Below are 24857 nucleotides of genomic sequence, written 5' to 3'. Positions count from 1 at the left end.
ACTAAAGCAGAGGGGAGTCCCCTCTGCTTTAGAGCATTATCTAAAAGTACACACTGTAATATAAATTGAAACGCCGTATACGCGAACCGTACGTACGGTGTTGTGAGAGGGGCGAAAATAATACATTTATTTTCCCTCTACTCGATTTGGAGATAAAGGGGCAGGATCGTTCAAGAAGGTATTGGTAAATCATTGACGAAAATATAAAGAGCTTAGTAAGAATTGCTTCTGATGAAAAACAGGAAAAATCTAGCTGCCAATAACTTTAGGGGGGAAAATATTGAAACAAACATTACTGATAATCGATGCTCAACAGGAATTAATAGAAGGTAATAAGGAAGAACAAGGAGTCTTTGAAAAAGAAAAAATCGTTACTAACATTAATGCTGTCATTGAAAAAGCGATAAAGGAAGATATCCCTGTTGTTTTTATAAGAGATTTAGATGTTTCACATGGTGAAGGACCTGGATTCCAGATACACAGGGATATTAAGGTGCCATCAACTGCTATCATATTTGATAAAGCTGCCACAAATTCGTTTTATGGCACTCCATTACACGAACATTTAAGTGAAAACAATGTAGACCATATTGTACTTGGCTACTCGAGAAGATAAGGAAGGGCCGAACAGATTAAGGAGGACGGATACTAGGCGTTAGTTATTCTGCGAAGAAGCAAACAATTCCGTATGATGGAAATTATTTGAAGGGAGAAGTGGTGAATAACATGTTCCTTAGAATTTTTCAATCGGTCCTCCATCGCTTGAAGAATTTCATCTTTGTTTATTCCACGAACAGTTAAAATAAAGGGAAAATCAAATCGATGGACATACTCTTTATTCATATCCAGCAAAAGCTCATATTCTACTTCTGATAGCTGACTCAATCCAGCAGTTTTTAGTTCACTCTGGGAAAATGAACTCATCGTTTTTCGTGTTCCTAAATGGGGGTGGGCCTGAATTAAGTTCAACTTTTCTTCCTCACTCGCTGTTTGGACAACGCTGACCATCCTCTCATAAAGCTACTCACAGGAACTAAAAGGACGAAACTCTCCTGCCCTATGGGCTACCCAAGGAGAGTGTTCAAATATGTCCTTTAACTTTTCCACAAACTCAGACAATGGAATTTCATTTAATGCATTCAAAGTTGCATGTATCATAACCCCTTTATCTTTTTTTCATTAAACATGTGCTTCGTTAGCTTCCTCATGCTGGAGGGATGCTGGAGCTAGAACAGTACGGAAATTAAAAAATAGGTTCATAAAGATAGCAGTTAGGCTTCCGGTAATCACTCCATCGCTAACGATGATTCGAAGGGATGGAGGCAATTGACTAAATAACTCAGGTACGACGGTTGATCCTAGTCCTAACGAAATTGAGCAAGCAATAATAAGTGCATTATGTTGATTGGTGTAATCTACTGAACCTAGCATTTTAATTCCTGAAGACACGACCATACCAAACAACACAACCGTAGCACCGCCAAGTACGGGGGCAGGAATAATGGTAGCAAGGGCCGCAATTTTAGGAACTAAACCAAGAAATACTAGGATACTACCTGCTGCAACCACAACGTTTGATGATTTGTTTTGAGAAAGTTGAACTAACCCTACATTTTGCGCAAAGGTGTTGTAGGGAAAGGCATTAAAGATTCCTCCTAAGGTTATAGCCAAGCCTTCTGCTCGATATCCTCGAGTGAGATCATCTTGTGTAACAGGACGATCACAAATTTCCCCTAAGGCAAAAAACACACCTGTTGATTCAACTACAATGACTAATCCTACAATTAACATCGTCAGTGTCGGAGCGATCTCGAAGGATGGGGCACCGAAATAGAACGGTTGAGGAATACGGAACCATGAAGCTTCTAAAACCTCATGGAAATCTACTTTCCCCATCATCGCTGCTAGTGCTGTACCTGCGACAATCCCTAAGAGCACGGAAAGAGAGCGGACATACCCTTTAAAGAAACGATTGATAATAAGAATAATAGCGATGACACCCATGGACAACATCAAGTTATCTAAGCTTCCGAAGTCCGGATTCCCTGCTCCGCCAGCCATATTTCTAATTCCCGATGGAATTAACGATAGTCCAATGATCACGACGACAGTTCCCGTGACAACAATTGGAAAGAACTTTACGAGTTTTCCAAGATAGCGAGCAAATAAAAAAATGAAGAGTCCTGCTACTATAATGGATCCGTAAATGGCAGGAATACCATATTGTGATCCGATAGCGATCATCGGCGACAGGGCAACAAAAGAAGCACCCAATACAACGGGTAGACCAATTCCAAAATATTTGTTTTTCCACGCTTGCAGTAAGGTAGCGATACCGCAGGTTAATAAGTCAATGGCGACCAAGTAAGCCAATTGCTCCGGAGTAAGGTTTAATGCCCTCCCAACAAGCAATGGAACAAGAATCGCCCCAGCATACATCGCCATGACGTGCTGGAATCCTAACGAGAATACTTTTGAATTCACCTTTATTCCCCCTTAATTTGTTTTATAAAAAAAGCCGCAGAAATAGAAGGGGTCTCCTCCTATATCTACGGCTCCTAAACCACGTATAACGAAATTTAAGCTCCTGAATCCTTGAAACAAGTCCGTGAAGAAAAAATGATAAATCAAAATTTCTCCAATAATAAGGTTGGTTAGATACCAAGTGATTGTTCTAGGTAAATCACCGTACAAGCATGATCACTTGTAGAATCGTAATCCTTAAATATGGTGTTGACCTTCACTCCAAATCGCTTCTCAATGTTTTCTTTTAATCGAAGTTTATATTCCTTGGCTAAAGCCCCATCGACGGATAAGGTCAGCTCAGAATACCTTTCACTTAATACTGAGATTAAAGGGGAGCGCTTCGTCTGCGCAAAAATGACAATGCGATTATCCTGGATATCAATTGTTTGCTTACTAACTCCCGCACTATAAATTTCTTGGTTGATGTCATTATATAACTGCGACAGCTGTTTTTTAAAAGAAGAATTCACCCATACTCACCTGCTGCTTCTAGTTCTTGAATTAATCATATAAATATTATTGCCCTTTGTCACTACTGATGTAAGGAAATCTAACATATTATTTTACTTTTGCTTACCAGTCCGTAGTAGCTCCATCCGTCCAAGAATCAACACCTCCCGAAAAAAGAAGCCTTGGTCTTCGATAAGAATGGCATTAACATGACCATAATCTCATTCAACTCCTCCAATACTTAAACCTGGATTTACTAATTGCCTGTTGGGGGTTCATGCTTTAATCTAGCATTTTCGTGATAATCAGAGCTTATGGAAACAATGGAAGTTGCCAAGAACGAGAGTGAGAAAACTCAAAGGACTCGGTGTCCCATTTGGAAAAGCATATGAATGGGGAAAAATACCAGAAAGGGCTATTGGCGCCCCTGCTTTTGGCACTGTAGGCCTTTCGCTTGGCATTACACCGGATTTGAGTACTGCCGGGAAGGTCGTAATCATGACTTTAATGTTTATAGGGAAAATCGGGATGGTTACCTTTTTATTCAGTATGGAGGGCAAACCATTAAAACATGCGTATCACTATCCTAAAGAGCGCATCATTATAGGATAAAAAAAGGTACTGCTGCAAATGTTGTTGTCTTTTTCTTGATTGAAGAAAAATTCAAGCTGAGGGGCATCGTACCCAATTATGTACATTGCTTTTATTTTTCGCTAAAATAAAGGGTATAATGAATGCTTATATAGTTTATTGATGATAAAAGATAATGAGGTAGAAAAAAATGATTGCAAAAACAGAAGATGATTTTAATGGTTTGAAGGAAATTGGCAAAATTATTGCCTCCATTAGAGATGAATTGGTACAAAGAACAATTCCGGGCATAACGACCAAAGAACTTGATGATATAGCTGGGGAACGTTTAGAACAAGCGGGTGCAGTTTCAGCTCCAAAAGGTGTATATGATTTTCCTGGCTATACTTGCATCAGCCTAAATGATGAAGTGGCGCATGGCATTCCGGGTGATCGGGTTATTCGTGAAGGGGATATAGTAAATATAGATGTATCCGCTTCAAAGAACGGTTATTTCGCAGATACAGGAATCTCATTTGTAGTAGGCGAAGGAGAAGAAGTATTAGCGAAATTATGCGACGTCGCCAAAAAGGCATTTGAAGCGGGCCTTAAGAAAGCAAAACCCGGTTCCAAAAAAAGCAGAATCGGAAAAGCGGTGTTCGAAACAGCGAGACAGCATGGGTTCACGGTTATCAAAAACCTTACAGGACATGGTGTTGGACGTAGAATACACGAAGCACCTGACCATATTTGTAATTATTATGATCCATGGGATAATGAAATATTAAAGGAAGGGATGGTTATCGCATTCGAACCATTTATCTCAACCTTTGAAGAAGAAGTATTCCAAAAAGAAGACGGTTGGACCTATGCTACTGAAAAAAGCTTTGTAGCTCAAGTGGAACATACGATTATCCTTACTAAAAATGGACCGATCATTGTCACGCTTTAATTCAAGCATAGACAGAAAAGGCGATATAAGTAGTTCGCCTGATGTAACATATAAACTCGTAACAGTTTAAAAGAATGTTTCTCGTATCTAAAGGAGTTGCTTTTGCAGCTCCTTTTCTTATCGAACTATAGGGGCAGGTTAAGCAAAGTTTCTTCGGATTTTTTTCTAACAGATAATTTATTCACCTTGTAATCGTTACTCCATATAATGAAAGTAGATAGGACAACTCTCTCCTGTCCTATTTATTCCCATCCGGTTCATTTGAAGTAACTATTCTTAGCGGCGAATAGTTACTTTTTTTAGTTACAAAGAATCTTCACTAAACAAGCCAATTAGCTGATTTCCCTACCCGTTTTTTTTATTAAGGATCATCCACTCCACTATGACAAAGTTGAGAACGAGCCCAGCCCAAATGTTCACATTCAATACTTCCTCGATCATCTTATCTCTTCCTTCTGGAAGCATAAATCCATTAAAAGTGTAATAAGTAATGAGAAGTACGGGTACTAGTACACGTGCACTGACTGCTACTAGAGTTATACCAAAACTGCGCATCATCCATATTCGGTGTGCATGAAAATGTCCTTTAGCAGCTGTACGGTAACCCTTCCAACATGTGAATAACCACAGAATGGCCAGAGTAAGAAAAGCTGCTGCTTTTGTGAAGTTTTCTATATAGAAGACAACAGCTAGAGCAAGAATTCCACTAATAAAAACACTGACAACATAAATCCTCCCTACATAGCGATGAACCTTTGGATTTTTCAAATGAATACGATCCATAAACTGAAGAAAACCTGTTATTAAGGCAATAAAGGCGCAACCAATATGTGTAACCAGTATAGAATATTGTGTTGTCGAAGTAATATCTACACGGCTGTTAGCAGGATTTAAAGTTAGATAGGGGATCATGAAAGGAATCATAATCCCAACCGAGACTATAACTAAAATCCACCAACCCTTTTTTTGCATCATACCTTTTTTAACTCCTTTATTATGTTTGTACGTAACAGGCAGAATTTTAGGTGGTTTTAGAGTCATTCGATAATTTTTTCCCTAATGGTGTCAGAATGCCATCAATGGTGGAGGAATTCTTTTCACGTAAATAATTTTCCAGTTCAGCTTCACCCTTTTTCATGTTGGACCGATTCAATGTTTCACGTTCTCTGGAGTAGGTCATGAAGGGGACACTATATCCGCAAGAGGTTTGGACTTTATGAATTTTGGCTAAAATGATTTGTCTTGCACCGGGCATCATTTCAAAATGACCTATCATCCGATCCCATTCTTCTGTTTCAGGCAGAATCACCTTGCCTGAACCATATAAGCGCAAGATCATCGGTGGACCTTCAAATGCACAAAACATAAAGGTGATCCGGGCATTTTCATTAATATGTCCGCTTGTTTCGTTACCACTCCCAGTTAGATCCAAATACGCAATTTCGGTAGATGATAGGATGCGAAGGGTATCATACCCTTTTGGAGAAAGGTTTACATGCCCCGCCGCATCCAAAGGTGCCGTTGCAATAAAAAACAAATGCTGTTTCTTTATGAAGTTTTGATGCTCAGCTAACATTTCCGGAAAATACTTTGCCATCATTATTCCCTCCAAAGAAATCCATTTTGAAATATAAGTTCTCTATTAATGAGTGGATTACCTTTTTCAGCTATACTGCCCTGATGAAAAAAGCGATAGCTACATACAGCGCTCATTTTCCCTTTAAGAATCCGGCTGACCTTTATGAACGATATTAATTTTAGATTACAAGGGTGATTAAGAATTTGAGATTTTCCAGTATTGTACTATGATAAATTTATATTGTTTGAATTTGGAAGGGTATGGGGGAGTGACCATACTCTTACAGAATCATTTAGGGAGTGGTAGAATGGCACGTGTGTTATTTATTAATGCTGGATCAGAAGGACATATCAATCCAACTATTGGAGTTGTGCAAGAGCTTATTTCGCGTGGAGAAGAGGTAGTGTACTTTACGATAGAGTCTTTTCGGGAACGTATAGAGAGGACGGGAGCTACTGTACGAACAATTGACGGTGAAAAATTTATAGAAGCTTTTCTCTCAGGGGGAAGAAATTATTTACTCGAAAGAATCAACGGTCTTTTACATACGGTAGATATCGTCATACCTAGCGTGCTTGAACAGATCAAAGGAGAGCATTTCGATTACATCATCCATGATTCCATGTTTGGCTGTGGACGTATGCTTGCCCAAATCCTTAAGCTCCCCGCAATCAATTCTTGTACTTCTTTTGCACAGACAAAAGCAACATTCGATAAAATGCTGGAACAGCTTTCTAAAGAAATCCCTCCAGAAATAGGTAAAGCTATACACGATGAATTTCAAAGACTGACGGTAATGGTGAAGGAAAAATATGAAGTGGAGATCCATTCTGCTTACGAAGTTTTTTGTAATCCTGCACCACTTTCAATCGTTTATACAACTAGGGAGTTTCAACCTTTTAAAGAAGCATTCGACCAAACTTACAAATTTGTAGGTCCGTCCATCTCTTCACGAATAAAGCAGGATAACTTTGACCTTGCTGATATCAAAGGAAAAAGTCCCCTGTACATTTCTCTTGGGACGGTTTTTAACCGGTCTCTTGATTTTTATAAGCTTTGTTTAGAAGCATTTGGAAATAGCAATCACACGGTTGTCATGTCGGTCGGTCAACAAACCCCACTAATTGAATTAGGAGAGATCCCCCAAAACTTCATTGTGAAAAAATATGTTCCACAAACAGAAGTGCTAAAATACACTAAATTATTTATCACACATGGCGGAATGAATAGTACCAATGAGGGTCTCTACTATGGAGTTCCGCTAATTGTCATCCCGCAAAGCGCGGATCAGCCGATGATTGCAGGACAAGTTGCCAGTATCGGAGCCGGTATTACATTACAAATGCAAAGCTTGACTGCAAAACAACTGCGTAAGGCCGCAGATCATGTATTAAACGACCCAACTTTCCATAAAACTGTTTCAAGTTTAAAAGAATCGTTTCAAAAATCGGGTGGATATCACAAAGCTGTTGATGAGATTTTTGAATTTAAAAGACAATACGATATTTAAAACTTTTTCTTATGATACTCTTTGGGCATGAAGAGCGTTGATCTAAAAAGGTATTGTCCTTTTTACATAGAAAAATAAAATGGGGGACATATATGGAAATTTGTTTAATTGGTGGCGGAAATCACACGAATAATGAATTACGTGAAGTGTTCCTGGAACTTTCAAAAATGATTAAACCTGAAGCTAAGATTTTAATAATCCCTTTTGCAACCGACAATTCCAGGTATGAAAGTTGGATGGCAAGTATTACACAAGCCTTTTCAATCATGGAGAATGTAAGTATTGAATTATTAATTGAAGACCTTTCAGACAAAGAAATGAAAAAGTCTATAAGAGAACATGATATTCTCTATTTTATAGGTGGAAAGCCAGAAAGGTTAATCCATGTAATTGAAGAAAAAGGACTTACCTCAATTATCAAAAACTTTCAAGGTTTAATCATTGGATATAGTGCGGGTTCATTAGCTTTCGGCAATGATTGCATAATCACAAAAGATAAAGACTATCCAGAAACGATAGTGATCAAGGGCTTAGGATTAGTGGGGTTTAGCGTTGAGGTCCATTACGAGGATAATATAGATGGAGAATTATTTCCCCTATCAAATGAACGAAAGATATATGCAATACCAAATGGAAGTGCAGTTTTCTCCAAGAACGGGGAACTATATAAAGGTATAAATGATATCTATTCCTTTCAATATATGAAAAAGGAAATAGTGAATTCCAAAGTCTTATAAAACTGGCAGGCGCTTTATCCCAATAAGCCGCAGCAGCATTTTTCATATGCAAGAGCAAGGTCGCAGGAAGTTAAGGATAGAGAAAAGGAGACTGCAATGAAAGTAAATTTAATGATCTTCATTACATCAATAAAAGAACAAGAAAAGAATAGGTTACTGATGAAAACATTTGAATCTGATATTCGTCCTGTTACTGGGGATATAATCGATGATCCCGGGTTCGATCCACGATTTCATAATGGATATGAGGTTGTAAAGGTTACCATAAATTATGCTTCGAATGAATGTTTGGTATCCCTGCACCCGCTTGCAATCGAAATCGAGGAAATCAGGATGGAAACTTATTTGGAGAAACTGGAAGCACACGGTTGGCGTGCTGTCTCAAAAGAAGAATTGAAAAGTATGTAAAAATGATATAAGGAGGGAGTATGTAAATGGAAAATTACTCGACAACCACTTTAAAGATGATTAGAAATTTTGATGTAATGCCTGAAAGGGTATTTGTTGCATGGGTGGACCCCGGGATGATGAGAAAATGGCTTTTTACATTGGAGGGGACAAATAAAGTGGCACAAAATGATCCGCAAGTGGGAGGAACTTGGGAGATTATTGATCATCGCGATGGAAAAGATTATCGGGCGATAGGGGAGTACCTTGAAATGGACCGTCCCAATAAATTAGTGTTCACTTTTAAAATGCCGCAATTCAGTGAAGAGACAGATACAATTACAGTTGAGCTGAAAGAACTTCAAAAGGGCTGTGAAATGACATTTTCACAAAACATCACCGTTCCTCATGAAGAAAATTGGACACAATCCGATATCGAAAAAGCACTCGGAGAGTATCACGATGGATCTGAACAAGGCTGGAATTTAATGTTTATGGGACTGAAAGAATTGGTTGAAAATGGACAAGTCAGCTATAAAGGTTAATGGACGTTGGCCACAGTTTTTAGACAAAAGGGAATCGGAATCGCATCCCTAACCCTGAAGGTTGGAATGGATTGAAGAAATTTGCGACACTCCTGCCGAAAAACTGGCTAGCCGAGACCCCACAGGCGCTTGTGCCGACGAGGCTTGGCAGACAGTCGGCTGTAAGGGAGCGGATTTCCTGAAAGCAGCTGATGTTTTCTTGAAGAAACTATAGGCTGATCACACACCGAATTATGAATAAGACTAGGTCCTTAAAGTTTTTTTCCTCTACTCCTTATTGGATTGAAGAAATTTGCGACACTCCTGCCGAAAAACTGGCTAGCCGAGACCCCACAGGCGCTTGTGCCGAGGAGGCTTGGCAGACAGTCGGCGGAAAGGGAGCGGATTTCTGAAATCGACTGGAACGTCTTCTTGAAAAAACTGTAGGCTGATCTCACACCGAATTTTGTTTAAGACTAAGTTTTTTTCCTGTACTCCTTTATTGGATTTCTGAAATCAACTGGAATGTTTTCGAAACTCAATTACCGAGTTTGTGCTAATAGTCGTTTGCCAATGAAAAGCTCTCCAAATTAACTGGAGGGCTTTTCGAAATGTAGTTTTATATATTGACAATCCCCTTTTAATTGGTAATATTTACTTTATTATTACATATGTGATTTTTAATAGAAGGCGGTTTAATTATGGATGGGAAAATCAGTTACGACGAGTTTCATAAACTGATAGAAAGTGGGCAATATCGCAAATTGGTCATGTCATTATGACTAACTTTATGTACATATTTTGTTTATTAGTATGGGGTCTTAATTTTATTGCCGTTAAGATTCAAGGTACACCTGTGAGTTTAGAATTATCTTTAACCTATCGTTTAGGTTTGACGGCCATCCTATTTTTCATTTTATTGTGCATGCTTAGACCTAAAGGAAAACCTAAGAAAAAGGATGTTCCATTCATTATTGTGTTTGGAATTTGTAATTTTGCTTTAAGCTATTTATGCCTTTATTACGCCACTATCTTAAGTTCAGCAGCAATGGTTACGTTAATTTTTTCATTGAAAGTCATTTTAACGCCCATTGCCCTTCGTGTTTTTTTGAAGGAGCCATTGCATTCACGTATCTTAATTGGCGGGATAATTGGTGTGCTGGCTGTTTGTATTGTTATTTATCCGAGTTTACATGATATTCATGGATTCGATGATATAAAGGGCATCATGATGGCTGTTCTTGGAACCATCCTCACTGCATTGGGCGATGCAAGCTCTGCTAGAAATGCCAGGGAGAAAGTGAACCCAATCTATGCCAATGTACTTGGATTTGCAGCAGGAGGAATTCTTTTGGCGGCCATTGTGTTCATCCAAGGACAAGCAGTCACTATACCGACATCCATTACATATTTATCTGCTTTGTTCTATTTAACTATATTCGCTTCCTTTGGAGCTTGGCTATTCTACCTCAAGCTTGTAGAAAAGATAGGCGGGGCGAAAAGTGGATACATGGTTGCCCTTTTTCCGGCAATTGGAGGTATAGCTTCAGTGATGATTGGTGAATCAGATCCAACCATTTTCTTGGGAGCTGGCTGTCTTTTCAGTTGTTTAGGTGCGGCGATTGCATTAGGTTTTGGCATGAATATTGGTAAAAGTAATTTGAAAGAAGAAATGTAATTCGATTTACAGAGAGGGATGGGACAATGGAAAGTAAATGGCCAACTGAAATGAAAGTAGCGCAGATCCGGGTTGCACGTCCTACTGATCAACTAAAAAAGGTAGTAAGCTTCTATTGTGAAGGATTAGGATTGAAAAAAATCGGTTCTTTCGAAGGGCACGAGGGATATGACGGCATCATGATCGGGCTTCCGGATTCCAGCTATCATTTAGAGTTAACTCAACATAAAGATGGCAGTCCTTGTCCTGCCCCATCAAAAGATAATCTGCTTGTCTTTTATATTCCTGAACGTAAAACCATTGAGGAAATCACGAATAGGTTGAAAGGTATGGGCTATGAACCGGTTTTTCCGGAGAATCCATATTGGGAAAAATCAGGTGTTACCATTGAAGATCCGGATGGTTGGAGAATTGTATTGATGAATTCGCCTGGCATAGGAAATTAAATTTCACAAAGAAAACGACCGAAAAGCACCATGCTTTTCGGTCGTTTTGGGTTTATGAGGACATCGTGATCCCGCCATTGATATGAATGCACTGTCCTGTTATATAAGCACCTTCATCAGATGCTAGCAGCACATAGGCGCCTGCATGATCTGCCGGCTGCCCAGGACGGCCAAGCGGTGCCTCTGTACCGAACTCGGCAACGGATTGTTCGTCGAACGTCGCCGGGATGAGCGGAGTCCAAGCATTCGGCTTTTTTTTGTGCCATTTTATGGAGTGAATGTAAGACAGAATAAATCAATATAAAATAAACTCACGAGTAAAAGCGTGAAACTCACGAGTAAATCGGCTAAACTCACGAGTAAAACGCTAAAACTCACGAGTAAACACCGATTCGACAAATAAAAGCGTGAAAAATTCACGAGTATATGCCCCAATTCACGCATAATAGCCCGAAACTTACTGGAAATGCTCCAAAACTGGTTTGTTTCAATACAATTGGCTGTATAAAGGTGTAAAGGAGATTGAAGAAGGCAATGATTTTCCTTTCGTAAGCAGTTATTGGTTTTGGCGGATTTTGTTTATCGTAATCAGATTATTCATCATTTTTACGACTGTAAATTCATTCTTTCGCTGAAAAACCCAAATTTTTGTAATGATTTATTTAGCCTTGGACATACTTAATGAAGATATCAATAAGTAACATTTAATTAAGGAGGAAACCCAATGGCTAATGAAAATATCCAAATGAAAATGGAACATATTTGGCAGGATACATGTGGATCATGGGAAAATTGTACGGAAGCCACAATTCAGTCATTTTTGGCAAAATCTGAAGAAAGCAATATTGACCCGCAATATTGCATGAGCTGGGTGGAACAACATAAAGCCCAAATACCTGAATGGGATGCTGTTTCAAAAGTATCGCTCGACTGGGTTAATCAACATACCTCAACGGGTTCACCCATTTCAATCAAGGATGATTATTGAAAAGATATATTCTTTCTGCTTATGAATGGTTCGAACTCCACTATGGTTAAGAGGTGAAGATAGTTGTCAAATAATGAGGAACAAAACGGTAAATCAAATCATCGGGATCCAGATTACAAAGTTAATGCTTGGGATGAAATGAATGGTGATGAAGATAAATTTGTACAATCAGCCATCCAAGAGGAATTCAATAATCCAGTAATCGAAGAAACGATCTTGAAGTTCAATAAAATAGCGAATGAAGAAGAAAAGGATACTTGATTTTGGACGCGCCCTATAGGGCGTTTTTTTTTTGAGAAGGCTCTTTTCGTAAAGGTTGTTATTTTTAAAACGAAACTATCTAAGGTTGATTGGAGCGGAAGTGCGAGACTCCTGCGGGAGCGGCGGGACAGGTGAGACCCCACAGGCGTTTACGCCGAGGGGGCTCACCGCCCGCCCCGCGGAAAGCGAGCATCTGGAGGGGAAATCAACCACACCTCACTACTTGGTAAATAGCAACAGAGTATGTGAAAACAGCCTTTGAGAAAGACGAAGGAGCCGTTAATAAATGATTATGCAAAAGAACATATCTTTACTTTTTAGATTTATAATATACAAATAAAGGGAAATGGCATCTTAGTATCGTATAAAGCATAGTATAAATCGTTTTTATTAATAATGTTGGCAATGGGAGTGAAGATCATGGAAGCAGCGGTAGAACGAATTTTTTCTAATGAATTGGTGAAATTGGCTGGGGATTTTTTTCAAGTGAATGCTGGGAATCCGGTTAAACTTGGAGATGCAGAGAACTACGTATTTGAGGTTTACAGGGATGGAACGCCATATATCTTAAGAATGACCCATCAATCACATCGTACAAAAGATCAAGTGCTTGCTGAGCTAAAGTGGATTGAGCATTTACAGAATAATGGGAGTGAAATTCCTAAAGTTCTCTTTTCGAAAGAAAAGAATTTAGTTGAAATTGTAAAGGGCTCGGATGGTACGGAATTTTATTGTTGCCTGTTTGAAAAAGCTCCTGGTGTTAGGATGAAAGTCACTGATGAAAATTTCGATGGACCTTTATTTTTTGAATGGGGAAGAACCATTGGCCAAATGCATAAACAAACAAAAAGCTATAAGCCTGAAGCGAAATATAAACGGCTGGATTGGTTTGAAGAGGAATTATTGAATGTCCAGCTTTATCAATCCGATGTACCGGAGCAAGTGATCCGCCAACAAGAAATAATCAACAAGCATTTAAATGCCCTTTCCGTTCATCAAGATAATTTTGGCTTGATTCATTCTGATATACATAATGGCAATTTCCATTATCATGAGGGGAGGATTCATGTTTTTGACTTTGATGACTGTTCTTATCACTGGTTTGCCAGCGATTTGGCGATCCCTCTGTACTATCTGATGTGGAGTTTGGAACGTGAAGGGATAAAAGGGCTCGATGAATATGCTGCCAAGTTCATGAGGGAATTCATAAAAGGGTATGAGACGGAAAATATCCTGGCACCTGTGGAATACGAAACGATTCCTCTATTTTTAAAGCTAAGGGATTTAACGTTATATAACTTTTTTCATAAAAAGTATGATTTGAAGAATGCGGATCGTTCATTATCCAACACCGTTCAAAAAATCGAACAAAGAATCATGGAAGGACGGACTATTGTTCACTTCGATCCGAACATGGTTCATTAAGGGGGATTGGAATGCCAGGAATGAAAAATAATCGGCTTGCATATATGATTCGGACTGGTGAATTGGAAGATGCGGAAGCGGTTTTGGATGTACAGGATTCCGTTATTTCCGAAGGTGAGTATTTTATTGCCGTATCGGAGGAATTCAATAAAACACCTGAACAGCAACGAGATTGGATACGAAGGTTATTGGAAAATGAACGGGAAACCATCGTGGCTGAAATGGATGAAGAAGTGGTTGGATGGATAGCCTTTCAATCGGAAAATAGGAAGAGAATGTTCCACAAGGGCTCATTTGGGGTGATGATCAGAAAAAATTTCAGAGGGATGGGAATTGGAAAAGAGCTTATTGAGGCGTTATTGGATTGGGCAGAAGCCAATCCGTTGATTGAAAAGGTGAGTTTGGGGGTTTTTTCCACAAATCATCGGGCAATATCATTGTATAAACGGCTGGGGTTTGTTGAAGAAGGCCGTAAAATCAAAGAATTCAAGATGAGCGAAAGTGAATACATCGATGATATTATCATGTACAAAATGGTTTGATCAGACCGAAAGAGCATGAATGGATTCATTACATGCTCTTTGCGGTTTGGTTATGTATCTATTTTTATAGTAAATCGATATTTATGTCATGCATTATCTAATTACTCTTACCTTCACTTGCTTTCTTCCCCACGTTAGAGCATCCGCTTCTTTTGCGATGAATACATCGATTCTGTTTCCTTTGATCGCACCGCCCGTGTCTGCAGCGATGGCTTGTCCGTAGCCTTCGACTTCCACGATGGAGCCTAGCGGAATCACGTTCGGATCGACTGCTATCAGTTTGGCATCATCATATTTTTCTAAATCGACACCCATTCTTGTAGTGCCTGAACATCCTTCGCAGCTTGCTGTATAAGCTGTACTTGTAACCGTCAGTTCTTTAACGGCTGAGCTTGCTGAACTGGCTCTTTCTTCTAATTTACTGAAGGTCCGTGCACCGGCTATACCGTCAGCGGATAATCCCTTTTGCTTTTGAAAGTTCATGACTGCTTGTTTTGTACCTGTTCCATAAATGCCATCGACCGTTGATGAGTAAACATCCCAGGCTTTCAATAGCCTTTGCAGTTCAGCTACAGGTCTTCCCATATCCCCGCTTTTCAGTGTCTGTATTTTCTGATTCGTTTGTGTTCCTGATATTCCATCGACTTTCAGCCCTGATTTTTCCTGAAACTTCTTTACGGATTCCTTTGTAATCGGTCCGTAGTAACCTGTTGCTTCATGATAGGGAAAAACCCCTTTTGTCAGTAATAATTCTTGTAAGTCTTTAACATCACTATTACTCATTCCGAATGAAAGTGTGCGATCCAAAGCTGCGGCTTCGCCTTTAGTTGGCATGCAAACTCCTAGAATGAATACAGAAGCCGTTAGGATCGTTAATAAAATTTTCTTCATGTTTATCCTCCTCGTTGTTTCCTGCAATTAAACTATTCGTTAAACTATCACTCTTTTAGGCGCAGTTAAGGAAAAACACCGCGAAGGCACTAAGTAATTGTTAAAACATGTAACAGAAAGAAAAGAAATGAGGCGGACATCGGGTTACCATATCCTTATTAATTGTCGAATTATGGGAAAAAATCAAGTTTCATATGAAACTAACGGAATCGTTTGGTTGAACAGGGGCATTCATTCATGTAGGTTTAAGTTAATATAAATTCAATTGTAAGGTTAAAGGAGGGAATCATATGATTAAGGCAGTTATTTTCGACTTTGATGGCTTAATTTTAGACACGGAAACGGTTTGGTATGAGGCCTATAGAGAAACGATGGCTTTTTATAAATCTGATTTGCCTCTCGAACATTTTGTTACATGTATCGGAACCGATAACACTGAGCTAAATCAGTACTTCAAAGATCAGCTGGGGGAAAGGTGTAATATTGAAGAAATTGAATCCAGAGCAAAAAGCCTCCATGAAGTAAAGATGAAAACAGCACAGGCACGTGAAGGTGTGAAGGATTATCTAGAAGAAGCAAAAAGAAATGGATATAAAATCGCCCTCGCTTCAAGCTCGACAAAAGAGTGGGTCACTCATCATTTGGGGGAACTCGGACTGTTACACTATTTTGAAATTATCATCACAGGGGATGATGTCGAGAAAGTTAAACCAGCGCCTGATTTGTATGTAAAGGCAATTGAAGTCCTAGGCATTCAGCCTGCAGAAGCCGTAGCATTTGAAGATTCGTTAAATGGGCTTCAAGCGGCCCTGACTGCTGGGTTAAAGTGTGTAATCGTACCAAATCCCGTGACGGACGCTTTAGCTTTTGAAAACCATCATTTACGCCTCCGATCCATGGCGGATAAGAGCTTGTCTGACGTTATCAAGCATATTGAGCAATAACAGTTCAACGGTAATTATAGTAAGATGAAAGAATGAAACCGCGCCGAAGATGGCAGAGTCTTCGGTTTTTCCAGTTTTAATGAATGTTATATTTTGGTGTGGGGGATGAGTTTATGGGATTGCAAACGAATGACGCAGAAGTCCGGCTGCGGGAGGTCAAGGAGAGTGATCTTGCTATCTTTTTCGAGCAGCAATTAGATCCTGACGCAAACTATATGGCTGCTTTCACATCTAAGGATCCATCAGACAAGGCGGCTTTTTTGACACATTGGAAGAACATCTTATCGAACCAAGATATTCAAAAAATGACCATACTCTGCAACGGGTGTGTGGCAGGCAGCATTCTCAAGTTTGAACAGTTTGGTAACCCGGAAGTGAGTTATTGGATCGGGAAGCAATTTTGGGGTAAAGGGATCGCTACATGTGCATTGCTCCATTTTTTGCCGAAAATAAAAGCACGCCCTGTTTATGCCCGTGCAGCCAAGGATAACCTTGCATCCATCCGGGTGCTGGAAAAATGCGGGTTTGAAAGATTCGATGAGGACAAAGGATATTCCCATGCAAGAGGCAAAGAGGTTGAAGAATTCATTTTGAAACTAGAAAGTTAAGATAATAATAACAATATCGTTTAGCCTATGAGGAAACGGGTGACATTCAATGGGATATAAGATTTTTTCCATCATTTTTATTTTATGCGGTCTTTTTATAATGTGGTTCGCCATATTTGGCAAAAAGAAAGAAATCAAAGAGTTCGGCTCCGGAGTACCCACGAATTTCATCGATGTAATTGTAATGATGATATATAAGCTCTTACCTTCCATTATTAGAAAAATCCTTCTATTGGCATTGGGTCTGGCCATTTCTATCGGATTTTCCTATATATTGTATAAATTATGGTGAATTTTCCTTATAAAATAAAATAATCCTGAAACTTTCTCCTTACGTAATCGTATAAAATGGTAACGATATATAGGAGTTGTTGCTATTTCGAAGAAAAAAAGTGAAGGCAGTGCTTAGGATAATGGGGGCGGGAAGTTGACGCCGGCGGAGGCATTGGTTCAATATACCCAATTAGAAGAATATCAGTATAGTAATAATATGCATAATATGGTAATGTTGAATTTGTGTGATTTTGGAAATTCATAAAAAAGGAAGGTATTATATGTCTGAAGCGGTTCTTAAGGTTCAATCCTTAACTAAAAAAATTGGAAAAGCAACCATCGTAGACAATGTGAGCTTTGAAATAAAAAGCAATGAAATATTTGGTTTACTTGGTCCGAATGGTGCTGGGAAGACCACGATCATCCGTATGATCACAGGTCTCATCAATCGTACGGGCGGTACGGTCATGATCAATGGCAGTGACCTCGATCATGATTTCGAAGGTGCGATGAATGAATTGGGGGCCATTGTTGAAAATCCGGAGTTTTATAAGTATATGACAGGGAGAAAGAATATCCTGCATTATGCCCGGATGTCATCCAATGACATATCCAATGAGAGAATAGAAGAGGTCATTAAGCTTGTCAAACTGGATCATGCCATCGATAAGAAGGTTAAAACCTATTCATTGGGAATGCGCCAGCGCCTTGGCGTGGCACAGGCCATTTTACATAAACCATCATTATTGATTTTTGATGAACCGACGAATGGCTTGGATCCGCAGGGGATTCGCGAGTTTCGTGATTATTTGAAAGTACTGGCAAGTGAAGGCGTCGGGATATTGATTTCATCCCATTTACTATCGGAAATGCAATTGATGTGTGATAGTTTTGCCGTTATCGAAAAGGGAAAACTGATCCATACGAAAGAACATATTGTTGATGAAAAAACCGAAACCATCAATGAAGTGTCATTCACCGTCAGTGATGGGAAGCTAGCTAAAAAAATCCTTCAAGAAAAGTTTGCGGATATTACGATCCTAAAAAATGGTGCGAAGAAAATCTCCGTATCGGCCACCCGAGAACAAACGGCCCATATAAACAGGATTTTTAATGCAAATGATCTGGATGTCTTTGAAATTGGCATAACCAGAAAATCGCTGGAAGATAAATTCTTCGAAATCACTGAGCAGGAAATGAGGGAGTCTGTATGATGTCCTTAGTAAAAAATGAATGGATGAAAATCTTTTCAAAAGTATCAACTTATATATTCATCGCTTTTCTATTATTGGCAGCATTAGGGGCTGCGGTCATTGATTATAAACTAAGTCCTGACGAAACGAATAAAGATTGGAAGCAAGAGTTAAACGCCGATATCCAAGAAAAGGAAAAGGCTTTGGAAGCTAAGGAAATCAGTGAAGAAGAAAAAGCCGCCATCATGGAAGACATTAATTACAACAAGCAACTGTTGGCTGATAATATAAACCCTGACTTAAACACGAATTGGACCTATATGGCTGAATGGACTACATCATTAACATCATTTGTCACATTATTCGTCGTTATTGTTTGCAGCTCGCTCGTTTCCTCGGAATTTTCCGATGGCACCATTAAACAACTGTTGATCAGGCCTTATAAACGTTGGAAGATCCTTCTTTCCAAATATATTACTTCCTTGTTGTTTGCAGCGTTACTACTTGCGAGCCTGCTTCTATTCAGTTATCTAATCGGAATCATATTCTTTGGCAATGGTTCGTATTCAGACAAAATCATGGATCCTGCATCTTTCGAATTCAGTCCGGTGGTAGTCGGCGAATATTTCGTGGACATGATCGTTTACTGGATACCAGGATTCCTGGTCATCACGACCATCGCTTTCATGTTAAGCACATTATTTAAAAACCAAGCACTAGCAGTAGGTATATCCATTTTCATCCTATTTGCCTCTTCGACATTAAATATGGTCATTCAATCATTCATCGGAAAATACGAGTGGTTAAAATTCGTCTTATTCCCCCATCTCGATTTAAGGGGCTATATTTCCGGAACCATAGACATGTTCGATGGAGCTACACTTGGATTCTCGATGGGTGTACTCGGAATCTATTATCTTATCTTTTTAGCGCTAACTTTCTTCTTCTTCCAGAAAAAAGATATCACTAATTAAATAGAGCGAAAAACCGAAATCTGTGGCTGATTTCGGTTTTTCTTATGCAACAGGAATGTTGCTGCTTTGAATCTGGCATAAAGTGAAACCTTTATCCAAAATTATCCGTATAAGATAATATGAGGATATTCAGTTGGGCTTAGGGGTGAAAAATGAATAAAAACATGGTTCTATTAATTGGACTTATAGGATTTTCTTTATTTCTAATGGGCATGGTGATATCACAATGGACAGTTGCAGGCGCAGTGATCGGGATAGGCGGAGGGTTCGTAATGGGGATCAGTTCCTACCTGTTTGCTAGTCAGTAGCTCCATATACATATGAACAATACACTAGTTAATTGCGGACTTCGCGGAAATAATCTGATAGAGATGGAGCAGATTTAAAGATGGGGAAAATGCATTATAAACAAAAGTTAGTCATTGTGTTTACAATTATTGGAACGGTATTAGGGCTCTACGTGTACTCGGCATTCTCTCAAAAATTGACAAAATCAACAGATTTGTCTGATGAATCTATCGGGGGATTTAAAGTGTTTGATAACATATCGAGTCCAGAATTCATCAGGGAATATGGAGAACCCATCGATCAAGATAATAATAAGGCTTATGATTATTATTATTGGAAGGGCGGGTTGAAAACGGCCTCTATCAATACAGACGAGGATAAAGGGAAAATCATGCGGTTGATCATTTCAAGTACGGACGACGCCCAATTTGAAAACTCCCTTCAAACAAGCAAAGGCATTAAATTAGGAAGTAAGAAAGCGGACGTCCTTTCGAAGTACGGAGATCATTATTATAAAAGTTATGAACAGGGAGCCGATATTATCGGATACATTGACCATAAACGAAATATTACCTTGGAATTCTGGTGTGTACCAGGTGGAAGGGTCGCAGAAATACGATTGGATGATGCAGATGTGATTTAATGATTTTTCACCAGCGCCCCCCGATTATCGGTTTACTTTGGTAAAAACGCACAGAAATTCGGCAACGTGTTGGAAATTCGACCTATGCATCAGGGGAACGCATGAATCATTCGACGATATTGACCCTTCTGTATCGATTGATGCATTGGGAGATACATTCGTGATGAGTGCCTATCCGAATAACAATTACAATAAAGAATGGGATCCTTCACAAGGGGAATATGTATTAAAAACAGGATTTTATGATAGCACTACAGGAACCAATTACCCATTTATTAAATTTAGTGTTATTGGGGAATTAAAGGGTGCAACCATTTATTCTGCTGAATTGGCTGCCTACGTTACCCATTCTTATTATGTCGATACAAAAACGGATATATGGGTAGATGAGGTAAAAGCACAATGGTATGTAGATGAATTAACTTGGAACAATAAGCCATCATCCACCAAAATAACGAGTACGTCTGTTGCTAGGGGTCAGTGAGGTAAGGGGCCATGGTATGTAAGGACTGTTGTAGCAATTGCCGGAGTATGGACTACAAAAAAGATACAAAAATTGGGAAATAAAATTAAAAATAAAAATAAAGGTAATGGAGTGTATATTATATACGGGGCTAGTTATAGATCAGGTAAGATAAAGGAAAGAGATAGGGATTTCTCAGGTCCCTATGAAGTACGATCAAAATAAAGATGGGGGAAATTATGAAGAAGAGTAGCCTTATAATCAATTCTATACTCGGATATATTGCAATAGGAGTATTGCTTATTAGTTATATAAAAAGTATACCGGTATATAACTATACAATTCTAGGTTTTGAAGTAGACCTTCTGATTCTTATAATAGGAAATTCATTCATTTTTGGGTATATTTATTACCTGGAGAAACAATTAAAGATAGAGAAAAAGATACTTTATATTGGAAGGACATGTTTTTTTATCATTCTATTAGGTAGTTTTATTATAGATGTCATTATGTAATAAGATTTTGGACATTAATAATTCTATGATGATAAATGAAATAAGTATAATTAAATCTTCTTATGGAACATTTCAAAATAACCAACCCAAAATTTCTCTGAATATGAGTGTCACAAAATCAAGGTTCCAATCATATAATTGGGACCTTGATTTTCTTAATATAGTCGAAAATCACCTTATAAAAAAACACTCATTATTTATAAACTTCCACACCAACGCATAATGCATTACTATGACTAACTTCAAAGTTATTTTCTAGGGGTGTAAAGATTTTGAAAAAAGTAAAAAACGACAAGAAGAATGTATTTTCCAAGATTTTTCATGAAACTGTAATGGATATTTTTTTAAAATTATCATTTTTGGTGATTTTGATTACAATGTTCATTACTGATTATTTATATGTGCAGATAATATTTTATCTATTGGGACTTTATTACATTATTAAAAGTACAAAGCGATTTAATGAAAATAAGTCTACTATAGATTTTATCTCTACACTCTTATTTGGCTTTCTTTTTATTATGATAGGATATTTTATGGAACCTATAAACATTCTTAAGATTTTTAAAATATAATGTTCGTCAATACTGGAAATTACTTTGTTCCATTTCTAGGAAAGTAGCTTTAAATATGGTGTTCGTATTGGAAAGAGATATTAAAATTCCCCACAAAAACAATGGCGTTGATGCTAAATCTCCAATTTTCACTATGGCCCGTTATTTTTAATGAGAGGGTAGGTAAAATGAAAAAATACTTCGTTGTTTTAGTGCTGATAGTTTTAGTAATGGGTTGTGAAAATGAACAAACGAAAGGATTGGAAGCGCCTGAAATGCCAAATGTAACCGGGAATTCATATAGTAATATGATCAATCACGGATTTGTCGCTAAGCAGGACAACCTTTTAATTTATATGAAATTTAATGATTCCACTATTCCTTTTAGCAATAATGCCATTATGGCAAAAAAAGAAGATGGGACAAACGAGGTAAAACTCACTTCAAAAGGCTTTGGTGATATAAATGTAATCAAGGAATGGGTTTATTATACAGTAATGCCCTTTTCAGATGTACCGATGTTATATCGAGTAAAATTGGATGGATCGGAAAGAGAAAAATTAGTCAAAGGTGCTGACTATGTTCAAGTAAAAAATGATCAGGTTTACTATTATGATTCGATTAAGAATGGTATTTATAAAATGAACTTGGACGGGACGGATAAGGTTCAAATATATTCACCAAAACCGGAAGTTACAATAAATTTCTACGTTGGTCGTGAACAGATTTACTTTTATAAACCTATAGGTGAAGATGGTGATGAAGGAAAACTATATTCTATGTCACTAAATGGAGAAAATATAAAGAAATTGAATGATACAGTTTCGTATACTCAGATTATTGATGATGCAGATGAGTATTTTCTCTATTATACAGATACAGAAGAGCACTTGTATAAAGTCGATAAACAAAATGGTAAGGAAACGAAAATAACCGATCAGAAGTTTTCATCCTTAATCGTTGATGAAAATTGGATTTATTACTTGAATCCAAGTGATAAGTACCATATCTATAAGATGAAAAAAAATGGCGAACAAAATCAATTAGTACTAGATAACGAAGTATCAGATATAAATATGCTGGATAATTGGATCTACTACAAAATAGATGGTCATGAAGACATCTTCCGAGTTAAAACAGATGGGACAGGAAATACATTATTTTCAAAGCGTAAATAATGTAAGGCGCCTGTCACTACTCTATCTTTGTAAAAAAATACTAATAGATTTGAAGAAAGCTTTGTGGAAGGGGATTTTCTACAGAGCTTTTCTTTTTTTGAGGAAGACAGTTTCTACCTGTGGAGGGACCAAATATCTAATAATAAGAAAAAACCCCCTTTTTTTCGGATAAATGATGTAATGATAGATGAAATTTTTTATGAACATATTCTTTATCGCATCGTCATATTTGTTGAGGTATATGCATTATTTGCTATTCTTAAGCTTGATGATACCCCCGTTCCTATAAGTGATGCTATGCATATGATTTTAATCTATTATTTTGCAATAAGTGTGTATAATGCTTTGCCTACCATTAAATCTAACCGTAATAAAAAAGGCAGCCAATAAAAACAGTACTCATTGGAATTTACATATTTTTGCATCAATTCCGAAACCATTTATCCAGGTTATCCGTATATGTAATTATGAACGGTGCAGGGAAGCTCCGGTATTTATAAGCATTTATCATTTTAATAAATTTGGGAGATGAAGGATCATGAGCGAAAAGGGTTGTATGAAATGCGGAAGCAATGATGCTGCTAAGAAGGATGTAGCGATGACAGGAACTGGCTTGTCAAAAATGTTCGATGTCCAGAATAATCAATTTACGGTTGTGTATTGCAAGCAGTGCGGTTATTCGGAGTTTTATAATAGGCAATCATCTGCAGGCAGTAATCTGCTGGATCTATTCTTGGGATGATCATTGGCACGACAAGAATCCCCTTTTACATGAAAAGGGGATTCTTGTTTTTTTCATACTGCCCATTACCCGATGAAGTGATCTTGAACGACTTTTGTAAATTCCTTGGCGACGGGTGATAGGTGTTTAGCTGATTTCATGACCAATCCGATCTCCCGTGAAAGTTCCGGGTTCAAGGGCAGGCTTTTGATGCGTTCGGGTTTTTCCGGTAAAGCCAGGTCTGGCATAATCGTGATGCCTAATTTTCCCGCTACCATTGAGAGCACCGTTTGATTGTCTTTAATGTCGTATGAAATGTTTGGTTTTATCTTGGCTTCCAGGAATCTATCTTCTATGAGTGTTTCACAGCCAGATCTCAGCATGATGAATGGTTGATCAACGAAGTCTTCCAGGGTCAATGAGGTTTTCCCTGAAAGCGGATGGCCTTCGTACACGACAGCTGATAGAGGATCTGTTAGCAGAGGGATGAATTCCACGTTCTTTACTGGTTTTGCTGCAAAGCCGATGTCCACTGTTCCTTCTTCGATCCATGTTAAGATTTCCTCATATCCACCTTCATGAATCAGCAAATCGATATTAGGGTATTTTTCTTTAAAGATAGAGAATAGCTTTGGTATGAATCTGGCAGTGAAGCTTGGAAAACTGCCAATCGTTATTTTACCGATTTCCATTCCATTCACAGCTGCAATCTTTTGTTCGATATGTGCAAGGTTGGCAGCAATGGCCCGCATATGTGGAATGACTTGTTCTCCCGCAGTCGTGAGTGTTATTCCTTTTCGGTCACGCTTCAATAAAGTCACACCAAGTTCCGTTTCAAGTGCTGTAATGTTATGGCTCACGCCTGATTGAGTCAGTCCGATCCGGTCTCCCGCTTTCGTAAAACTTCCGTGTTCAACAACATGTAAAAAGACTTCCAATTGAAAAAAATTCAAATGCCCCACACCCTTCTTCTATGAATTATACATGAGAAACTCTAATCCAAATAATGAAAAACATTCATTTTACTTATGATGTGG

31 protein-coding genes and 1 pseudogene are annotated in these 24857 nt (G+C 38.3%); 24 read left to right on the top strand and 8 right to left on the bottom strand.

Annotation, left to right across the window (positions count from 1 at the left end):
- Positions 1 to 280 precede the first annotated feature (280 nt).
- Positions 281 to 616, top strand: coding sequence for an isochorismatase family protein (locus tag AC1DIV_RS24440; RefSeq protein WP_323598354.1), 336 nt, complete (start codon positions 281 to 283; stop codon positions 614 to 616).
- A gap of 32 nt (positions 617 to 648) precedes the next feature.
- Here AC1DIV_RS24440 and uraD read toward each other — a convergent pair whose 3' ends face one another.
- The 3 genes from uraD to AC1DIV_RS24425 all read right to left on the bottom strand — a co-directional run bounded on the left by uraD (position 649) and on the right by AC1DIV_RS24425 (position 2996).
- Positions 649 to 1008, bottom strand: a complete 360-nt coding sequence (gene uraD / locus AC1DIV_RS24435) for a 2-oxo-4-hydroxy-4-carboxy-5-ureidoimidazoline decarboxylase (RefSeq protein ID WP_340877609.1) — start codon at positions 1006 to 1008, stop codon at positions 649 to 651.
- 171 nt (positions 1009 to 1179) lie between these two features.
- Positions 1180 to 2445: a nucleobase:cation symporter-2 family protein gene (locus AC1DIV_RS24430; RefSeq protein WP_340878586.1), complete on the bottom strand. Its 1266-nt coding sequence runs from the start codon at positions 2443 to 2445 to the stop codon at positions 1180 to 1182.
- Between the two features lie 209 nt (positions 2446 to 2654).
- Entirely contained in the window at positions 2655 to 2996 is a 342-nt protein-coding gene (locus AC1DIV_RS24425) for a Na-translocating system protein MpsC family protein (protein WP_249599193.1), read from the bottom strand.
- Between the two features lie 310 nt (positions 2997 to 3306).
- Between AC1DIV_RS24425 and AC1DIV_RS24420 the strand changes: the two genes are divergently transcribed.
- Together AC1DIV_RS24420 and map are read left to right on the top strand one after the other, a co-directional pair.
- Positions 3307 to 3588 (top strand): potassium transporter TrkG, encoded by a 282-nt coding sequence (locus AC1DIV_RS24420; protein ID WP_340877607.1) that lies wholly within the window; start codon positions 3307 to 3309, stop codon positions 3586 to 3588.
- Positions 3589 to 3757: 169 nt separating this feature from the next.
- A complete protein-coding gene (gene map, locus AC1DIV_RS24415) occupies positions 3758 to 4498 on the top strand; it encodes a type I methionyl aminopeptidase (RefSeq protein WP_048687639.1) in 741 nt (246 codons plus the stop codon).
- Positions 4499 to 4843: 345 nt separating this feature from the next.
- Here map and AC1DIV_RS24410 read toward each other — a convergent pair whose 3' ends face one another.
- Complete coding sequence (locus AC1DIV_RS24410) at positions 4844 to 5473, bottom strand: DUF2306 domain-containing protein (protein WP_477577584.1); 630 nt, start codon at positions 5471 to 5473, stop codon at positions 4844 to 4846.
- Positions 5474 to 5519: 46 nt separating this feature from the next.
- Positions 5520 to 6095, bottom strand: a complete 576-nt coding sequence (locus tag AC1DIV_RS24405) for a pyridoxamine 5'-phosphate oxidase family protein (RefSeq protein ID WP_048687643.1) — start codon at positions 6093 to 6095, stop codon at positions 5520 to 5522.
- 289 nt (positions 6096 to 6384) lie between these two features.
- Between AC1DIV_RS24405 and AC1DIV_RS24400 the strand changes: the two genes are divergently transcribed.
- The 6 genes from AC1DIV_RS24400 to AC1DIV_RS24375 all read left to right on the top strand — a co-directional run bounded on the left by AC1DIV_RS24400 (position 6385) and on the right by AC1DIV_RS24375 (position 11359).
- The gene (locus tag AC1DIV_RS24400; protein WP_477577582.1) at positions 6385 to 7587 is read left to right on the top strand and encodes a macrolide family glycosyltransferase; all 1203 of its coding nucleotides are present in this window, start codon (positions 6385 to 6387) and stop codon (positions 7585 to 7587) included.
- A gap of 92 nt (positions 7588 to 7679) precedes the next feature.
- A complete protein-coding gene (locus tag AC1DIV_RS24395; protein WP_477577580.1) occupies positions 7680 to 8324 on the top strand; it encodes a Type 1 glutamine amidotransferase-like domain-containing protein in 645 nt (214 codons plus the stop codon).
- Positions 8325 to 8420: 96 nt separating this feature from the next.
- The gene (locus AC1DIV_RS24390) at positions 8421 to 8732 is read left to right on the top strand and encodes a hypothetical protein (protein ID WP_098184896.1); all 312 of its coding nucleotides are present in this window, start codon (positions 8421 to 8423) and stop codon (positions 8730 to 8732) included.
- Positions 8733 to 8758: 26 nt separating this feature from the next.
- A complete protein-coding gene (locus AC1DIV_RS24385) occupies positions 8759 to 9256 on the top strand; it encodes an SRPBCC family protein (RefSeq protein ID WP_477577578.1) in 498 nt (165 codons plus the stop codon).
- 757 nt (positions 9257 to 10013) lie between these two features.
- Positions 10014 to 10913 (top strand): DMT family transporter, encoded by a 900-nt coding sequence (locus AC1DIV_RS24380; RefSeq protein ID WP_251544028.1) that lies wholly within the window; start codon positions 10014 to 10016, stop codon positions 10911 to 10913.
- Positions 10914 to 10939: 26 nt separating this feature from the next.
- A complete protein-coding gene (locus tag AC1DIV_RS24375; RefSeq protein ID WP_477577576.1) occupies positions 10940 to 11359 on the top strand; it encodes a VOC family protein in 420 nt (139 codons plus the stop codon).
- 52 nt (positions 11360 to 11411) lie between these two features.
- On the opposite strand, the pseudogene AC1DIV_RS24370 reads toward AC1DIV_RS24375, so the two are convergent.
- A pseudogene (locus AC1DIV_RS24370) lies at positions 11412 to 11600 on the bottom strand (SDR family oxidoreductase); the annotation flags it as partial.
- Positions 11601 to 12083: 483 nt separating this feature from the next.
- Here AC1DIV_RS24370 and AC1DIV_RS24365 point away from each other — a divergent pair.
- The 4 genes from AC1DIV_RS24365 (at position 12084) to AC1DIV_RS24350 (ending at position 14575) form a co-directional block, all read left to right on the top strand.
- Positions 12084 to 12347 carry a hypothetical protein gene (locus AC1DIV_RS24365; protein WP_063590081.1) on the top strand — a complete coding sequence of 88 codons (264 nt, stop codon included), beginning with the start codon at positions 12084 to 12086 and terminating at the stop codon, positions 12345 to 12347.
- A gap of 63 nt (positions 12348 to 12410) precedes the next feature.
- Positions 12411 to 12608: a hypothetical protein gene (locus AC1DIV_RS24360; protein WP_477577574.1), complete on the top strand. Its 198-nt coding sequence runs from the start codon at positions 12411 to 12413 to the stop codon at positions 12606 to 12608.
- 420 nt (positions 12609 to 13028) lie between these two features.
- A complete protein-coding gene (locus AC1DIV_RS24355) occupies positions 13029 to 14033 on the top strand; it encodes a phosphotransferase enzyme family protein (protein WP_323598343.1) in 1005 nt (334 codons plus the stop codon).
- Positions 14034 to 14044: 11 nt separating this feature from the next.
- The gene (locus AC1DIV_RS24350) at positions 14045 to 14575 is read left to right on the top strand and encodes an N-acetyltransferase family protein (RefSeq protein WP_477577572.1); all 531 of its coding nucleotides are present in this window, start codon (positions 14045 to 14047) and stop codon (positions 14573 to 14575) included.
- A 93-nt stretch (positions 14576 to 14668) separates the two neighbouring features.
- Here the strand turns inward: AC1DIV_RS24350 and AC1DIV_RS24345 are convergent, their stop codons facing one another.
- A complete protein-coding gene (locus tag AC1DIV_RS24345; RefSeq protein ID WP_323598342.1) occupies positions 14669 to 15466 on the bottom strand; it encodes a peptidoglycan-binding protein in 798 nt (265 codons plus the stop codon).
- Between the two features lie 290 nt (positions 15467 to 15756).
- On the opposite strand from AC1DIV_RS24345, the gene AC1DIV_RS24340 reads away from it, so the two are divergent.
- From AC1DIV_RS24340 to AC1DIV_RS24290, 11 genes are all read left to right on the top strand, one after another.
- Complete coding sequence (locus tag AC1DIV_RS24340; RefSeq protein ID WP_477577570.1) at positions 15757 to 16410, top strand: HAD family hydrolase; 654 nt, start codon at positions 15757 to 15759, stop codon at positions 16408 to 16410.
- A 113-nt stretch (positions 16411 to 16523) separates the two neighbouring features.
- Positions 16524 to 17018, top strand: coding sequence for a GNAT family N-acetyltransferase (locus AC1DIV_RS24335; RefSeq protein WP_477577568.1), 495 nt, complete (start codon positions 16524 to 16526; stop codon positions 17016 to 17018).
- 49 nt (positions 17019 to 17067) lie between these two features.
- Positions 17068 to 17310: a hypothetical protein gene (locus tag AC1DIV_RS24330; RefSeq protein ID WP_323598339.1), complete on the top strand. Its 243-nt coding sequence runs from the start codon at positions 17068 to 17070 to the stop codon at positions 17308 to 17310.
- Positions 17311 to 17572: 262 nt separating this feature from the next.
- The gene (locus AC1DIV_RS24325; RefSeq protein WP_477577566.1) at positions 17573 to 18505 is read left to right on the top strand and encodes an ABC transporter ATP-binding protein; all 933 of its coding nucleotides are present in this window, start codon (positions 17573 to 17575) and stop codon (positions 18503 to 18505) included.
- On the top strand, positions 18505 to 19458 hold the full coding sequence (locus AC1DIV_RS24320) for an ABC transporter permease (protein WP_477577563.1): 954 nt from the start codon (positions 18505 to 18507) through the stop codon (positions 19456 to 19458). The genes AC1DIV_RS24325 and AC1DIV_RS24320 overlap by 1 nt, the downstream gene beginning before the upstream one ends.
- A gap of 152 nt (positions 19459 to 19610) precedes the next feature.
- Entirely contained in the window at positions 19611 to 19766 is a 156-nt protein-coding gene (locus AC1DIV_RS24315) for a hypothetical protein (protein WP_477577561.1), read from the top strand.
- Between the two features lie 80 nt (positions 19767 to 19846).
- The gene (locus AC1DIV_RS24310; protein WP_477577559.1) at positions 19847 to 20389 is read left to right on the top strand and encodes a hypothetical protein; all 543 of its coding nucleotides are present in this window, start codon (positions 19847 to 19849) and stop codon (positions 20387 to 20389) included.
- Positions 20390 to 20426: 37 nt separating this feature from the next.
- Entirely contained in the window at positions 20427 to 20873 is a 447-nt protein-coding gene (locus AC1DIV_RS24305) for a DNRLRE domain-containing protein (protein WP_477577557.1), read from the top strand.
- Between the two features lie 1236 nt (positions 20874 to 22109).
- Positions 22110 to 23099 carry a DUF5050 domain-containing protein gene (locus AC1DIV_RS24300; RefSeq protein ID WP_477577555.1) on the top strand — a complete coding sequence of 330 codons (990 nt, stop codon included), beginning with the start codon at positions 22110 to 22112 and terminating at the stop codon, positions 23097 to 23099.
- A 180-nt stretch (positions 23100 to 23279) separates the two neighbouring features.
- A complete protein-coding gene (locus tag AC1DIV_RS24295; protein WP_477577553.1) occupies positions 23280 to 23489 on the top strand; it encodes a hypothetical protein in 210 nt (69 codons plus the stop codon).
- Between the two features lie 148 nt (positions 23490 to 23637).
- Positions 23638 to 23841: a zinc ribbon domain-containing protein gene (locus AC1DIV_RS24290; RefSeq protein WP_034304303.1), complete on the top strand. Its 204-nt coding sequence runs from the start codon at positions 23638 to 23640 to the stop codon at positions 23839 to 23841.
- Positions 23842 to 23906: 65 nt separating this feature from the next.
- On the opposite strand, the gene AC1DIV_RS24285 is transcribed toward AC1DIV_RS24290, so the two are convergent.
- Positions 23907 to 24773, bottom strand: a complete 867-nt coding sequence (locus AC1DIV_RS24285; protein WP_477577551.1) for a LysR family transcriptional regulator — start codon at positions 24771 to 24773, stop codon at positions 23907 to 23909.
- Positions 24774 to 24857: the final 84 nt, after the last annotated feature.

Source organism: Peribacillus sp. 05N428 (assembly GCF_056397085.1).
This window is presented reverse-complemented; position numbering and strand designations above follow the sequence as displayed.

Coding starts and splice junctions, on each gene's coding strand:
- uraD (WP_340877609.1), bottom strand. CDS start 1,008: ATGGTCAGCGTTGTCCAAACAGCGAGTGAGGAAGAAAAGTTGAACTTA.
- AC1DIV_RS24430 (WP_340878586.1), bottom strand. CDS start 2,445: ATGGCGATGTATGCTGGGGCGATTCTTGTTCCATTGCTTGTTGGGAGG.
- map (WP_048687639.1), top strand. CDS start 3,758: ATGATTGCAAAAACAGAAGATGATTTTAATGGTTTGAAGGAAATTGGC.
- AC1DIV_RS24410 (WP_477577584.1), bottom strand. CDS start 5,473: ATGATGCAAAAAAAGGGTTGGTGGATTTTAGTTATAGTCTCGGTTGGG.
- AC1DIV_RS24405 (WP_048687643.1), bottom strand. CDS start 6,095: ATGGCAAAGTATTTTCCGGAAATGTTAGCTGAGCATCAAAACTTCATA.
- AC1DIV_RS24400 (WP_477577582.1), top strand. CDS start 6,385: ATGGCACGTGTGTTATTTATTAATGCTGGATCAGAAGGACATATCAAT.
- AC1DIV_RS24395 (WP_477577580.1), top strand. CDS start 7,680: ATGGAAATTTGTTTAATTGGTGGCGGAAATCACACGAATAATGAATTA.
- AC1DIV_RS24390 (WP_098184896.1), top strand. CDS start 8,421: ATGAAAGTAAATTTAATGATCTTCATTACATCAATAAAAGAACAAGAA.
- AC1DIV_RS24385 (WP_477577578.1), top strand. CDS start 8,759: ATGGAAAATTACTCGACAACCACTTTAAAGATGATTAGAAATTTTGAT.
- AC1DIV_RS24380 (WP_251544028.1), top strand. CDS start 10,014: ATGACTAACTTTATGTACATATTTTGTTTATTAGTATGGGGTCTTAAT.
- AC1DIV_RS24375 (WP_477577576.1), top strand. CDS start 10,940: ATGGAAAGTAAATGGCCAACTGAAATGAAAGTAGCGCAGATCCGGGTT.
- AC1DIV_RS24365 (WP_063590081.1), top strand. CDS start 12,084: ATGGCTAATGAAAATATCCAAATGAAAATGGAACATATTTGGCAGGAT.
- AC1DIV_RS24355 (WP_323598343.1), top strand. CDS start 13,029: ATGGAAGCAGCGGTAGAACGAATTTTTTCTAATGAATTGGTGAAATTG.
- AC1DIV_RS24350 (WP_477577572.1), top strand. CDS start 14,045: ATGCCAGGAATGAAAAATAATCGGCTTGCATATATGATTCGGACTGGT.
- AC1DIV_RS24345 (WP_323598342.1), bottom strand. CDS start 15,466: ATGAAGAAAATTTTATTAACGATCCTAACGGCTTCTGTATTCATTCTA.
- AC1DIV_RS24340 (WP_477577570.1), top strand. CDS start 15,757: ATGATTAAGGCAGTTATTTTCGACTTTGATGGCTTAATTTTAGACACG.
- AC1DIV_RS24335 (WP_477577568.1), top strand. CDS start 16,524: ATGGGATTGCAAACGAATGACGCAGAAGTCCGGCTGCGGGAGGTCAAG.
- AC1DIV_RS24330 (WP_323598339.1), top strand. CDS start 17,068: ATGGGATATAAGATTTTTTCCATCATTTTTATTTTATGCGGTCTTTTT.
- AC1DIV_RS24325 (WP_477577566.1), top strand. CDS start 17,573: ATGTCTGAAGCGGTTCTTAAGGTTCAATCCTTAACTAAAAAAATTGGA.
- AC1DIV_RS24320 (WP_477577563.1), top strand. CDS start 18,505: ATGTCCTTAGTAAAAAATGAATGGATGAAAATCTTTTCAAAAGTATCA.
- AC1DIV_RS24315 (WP_477577561.1), top strand. CDS start 19,611: ATGAATAAAAACATGGTTCTATTAATTGGACTTATAGGATTTTCTTTA.
- AC1DIV_RS24310 (WP_477577559.1), top strand. CDS start 19,847: ATGGGGAAAATGCATTATAAACAAAAGTTAGTCATTGTGTTTACAATT.
- AC1DIV_RS24300 (WP_477577555.1), top strand. CDS start 22,110: ATGAAAAAATACTTCGTTGTTTTAGTGCTGATAGTTTTAGTAATGGGT.
- AC1DIV_RS24295 (WP_477577553.1), top strand. CDS start 23,280: ATGATAGATGAAATTTTTTATGAACATATTCTTTATCGCATCGTCATA.
- AC1DIV_RS24290 (WP_034304303.1), top strand. CDS start 23,638: ATGAGCGAAAAGGGTTGTATGAAATGCGGAAGCAATGATGCTGCTAAG.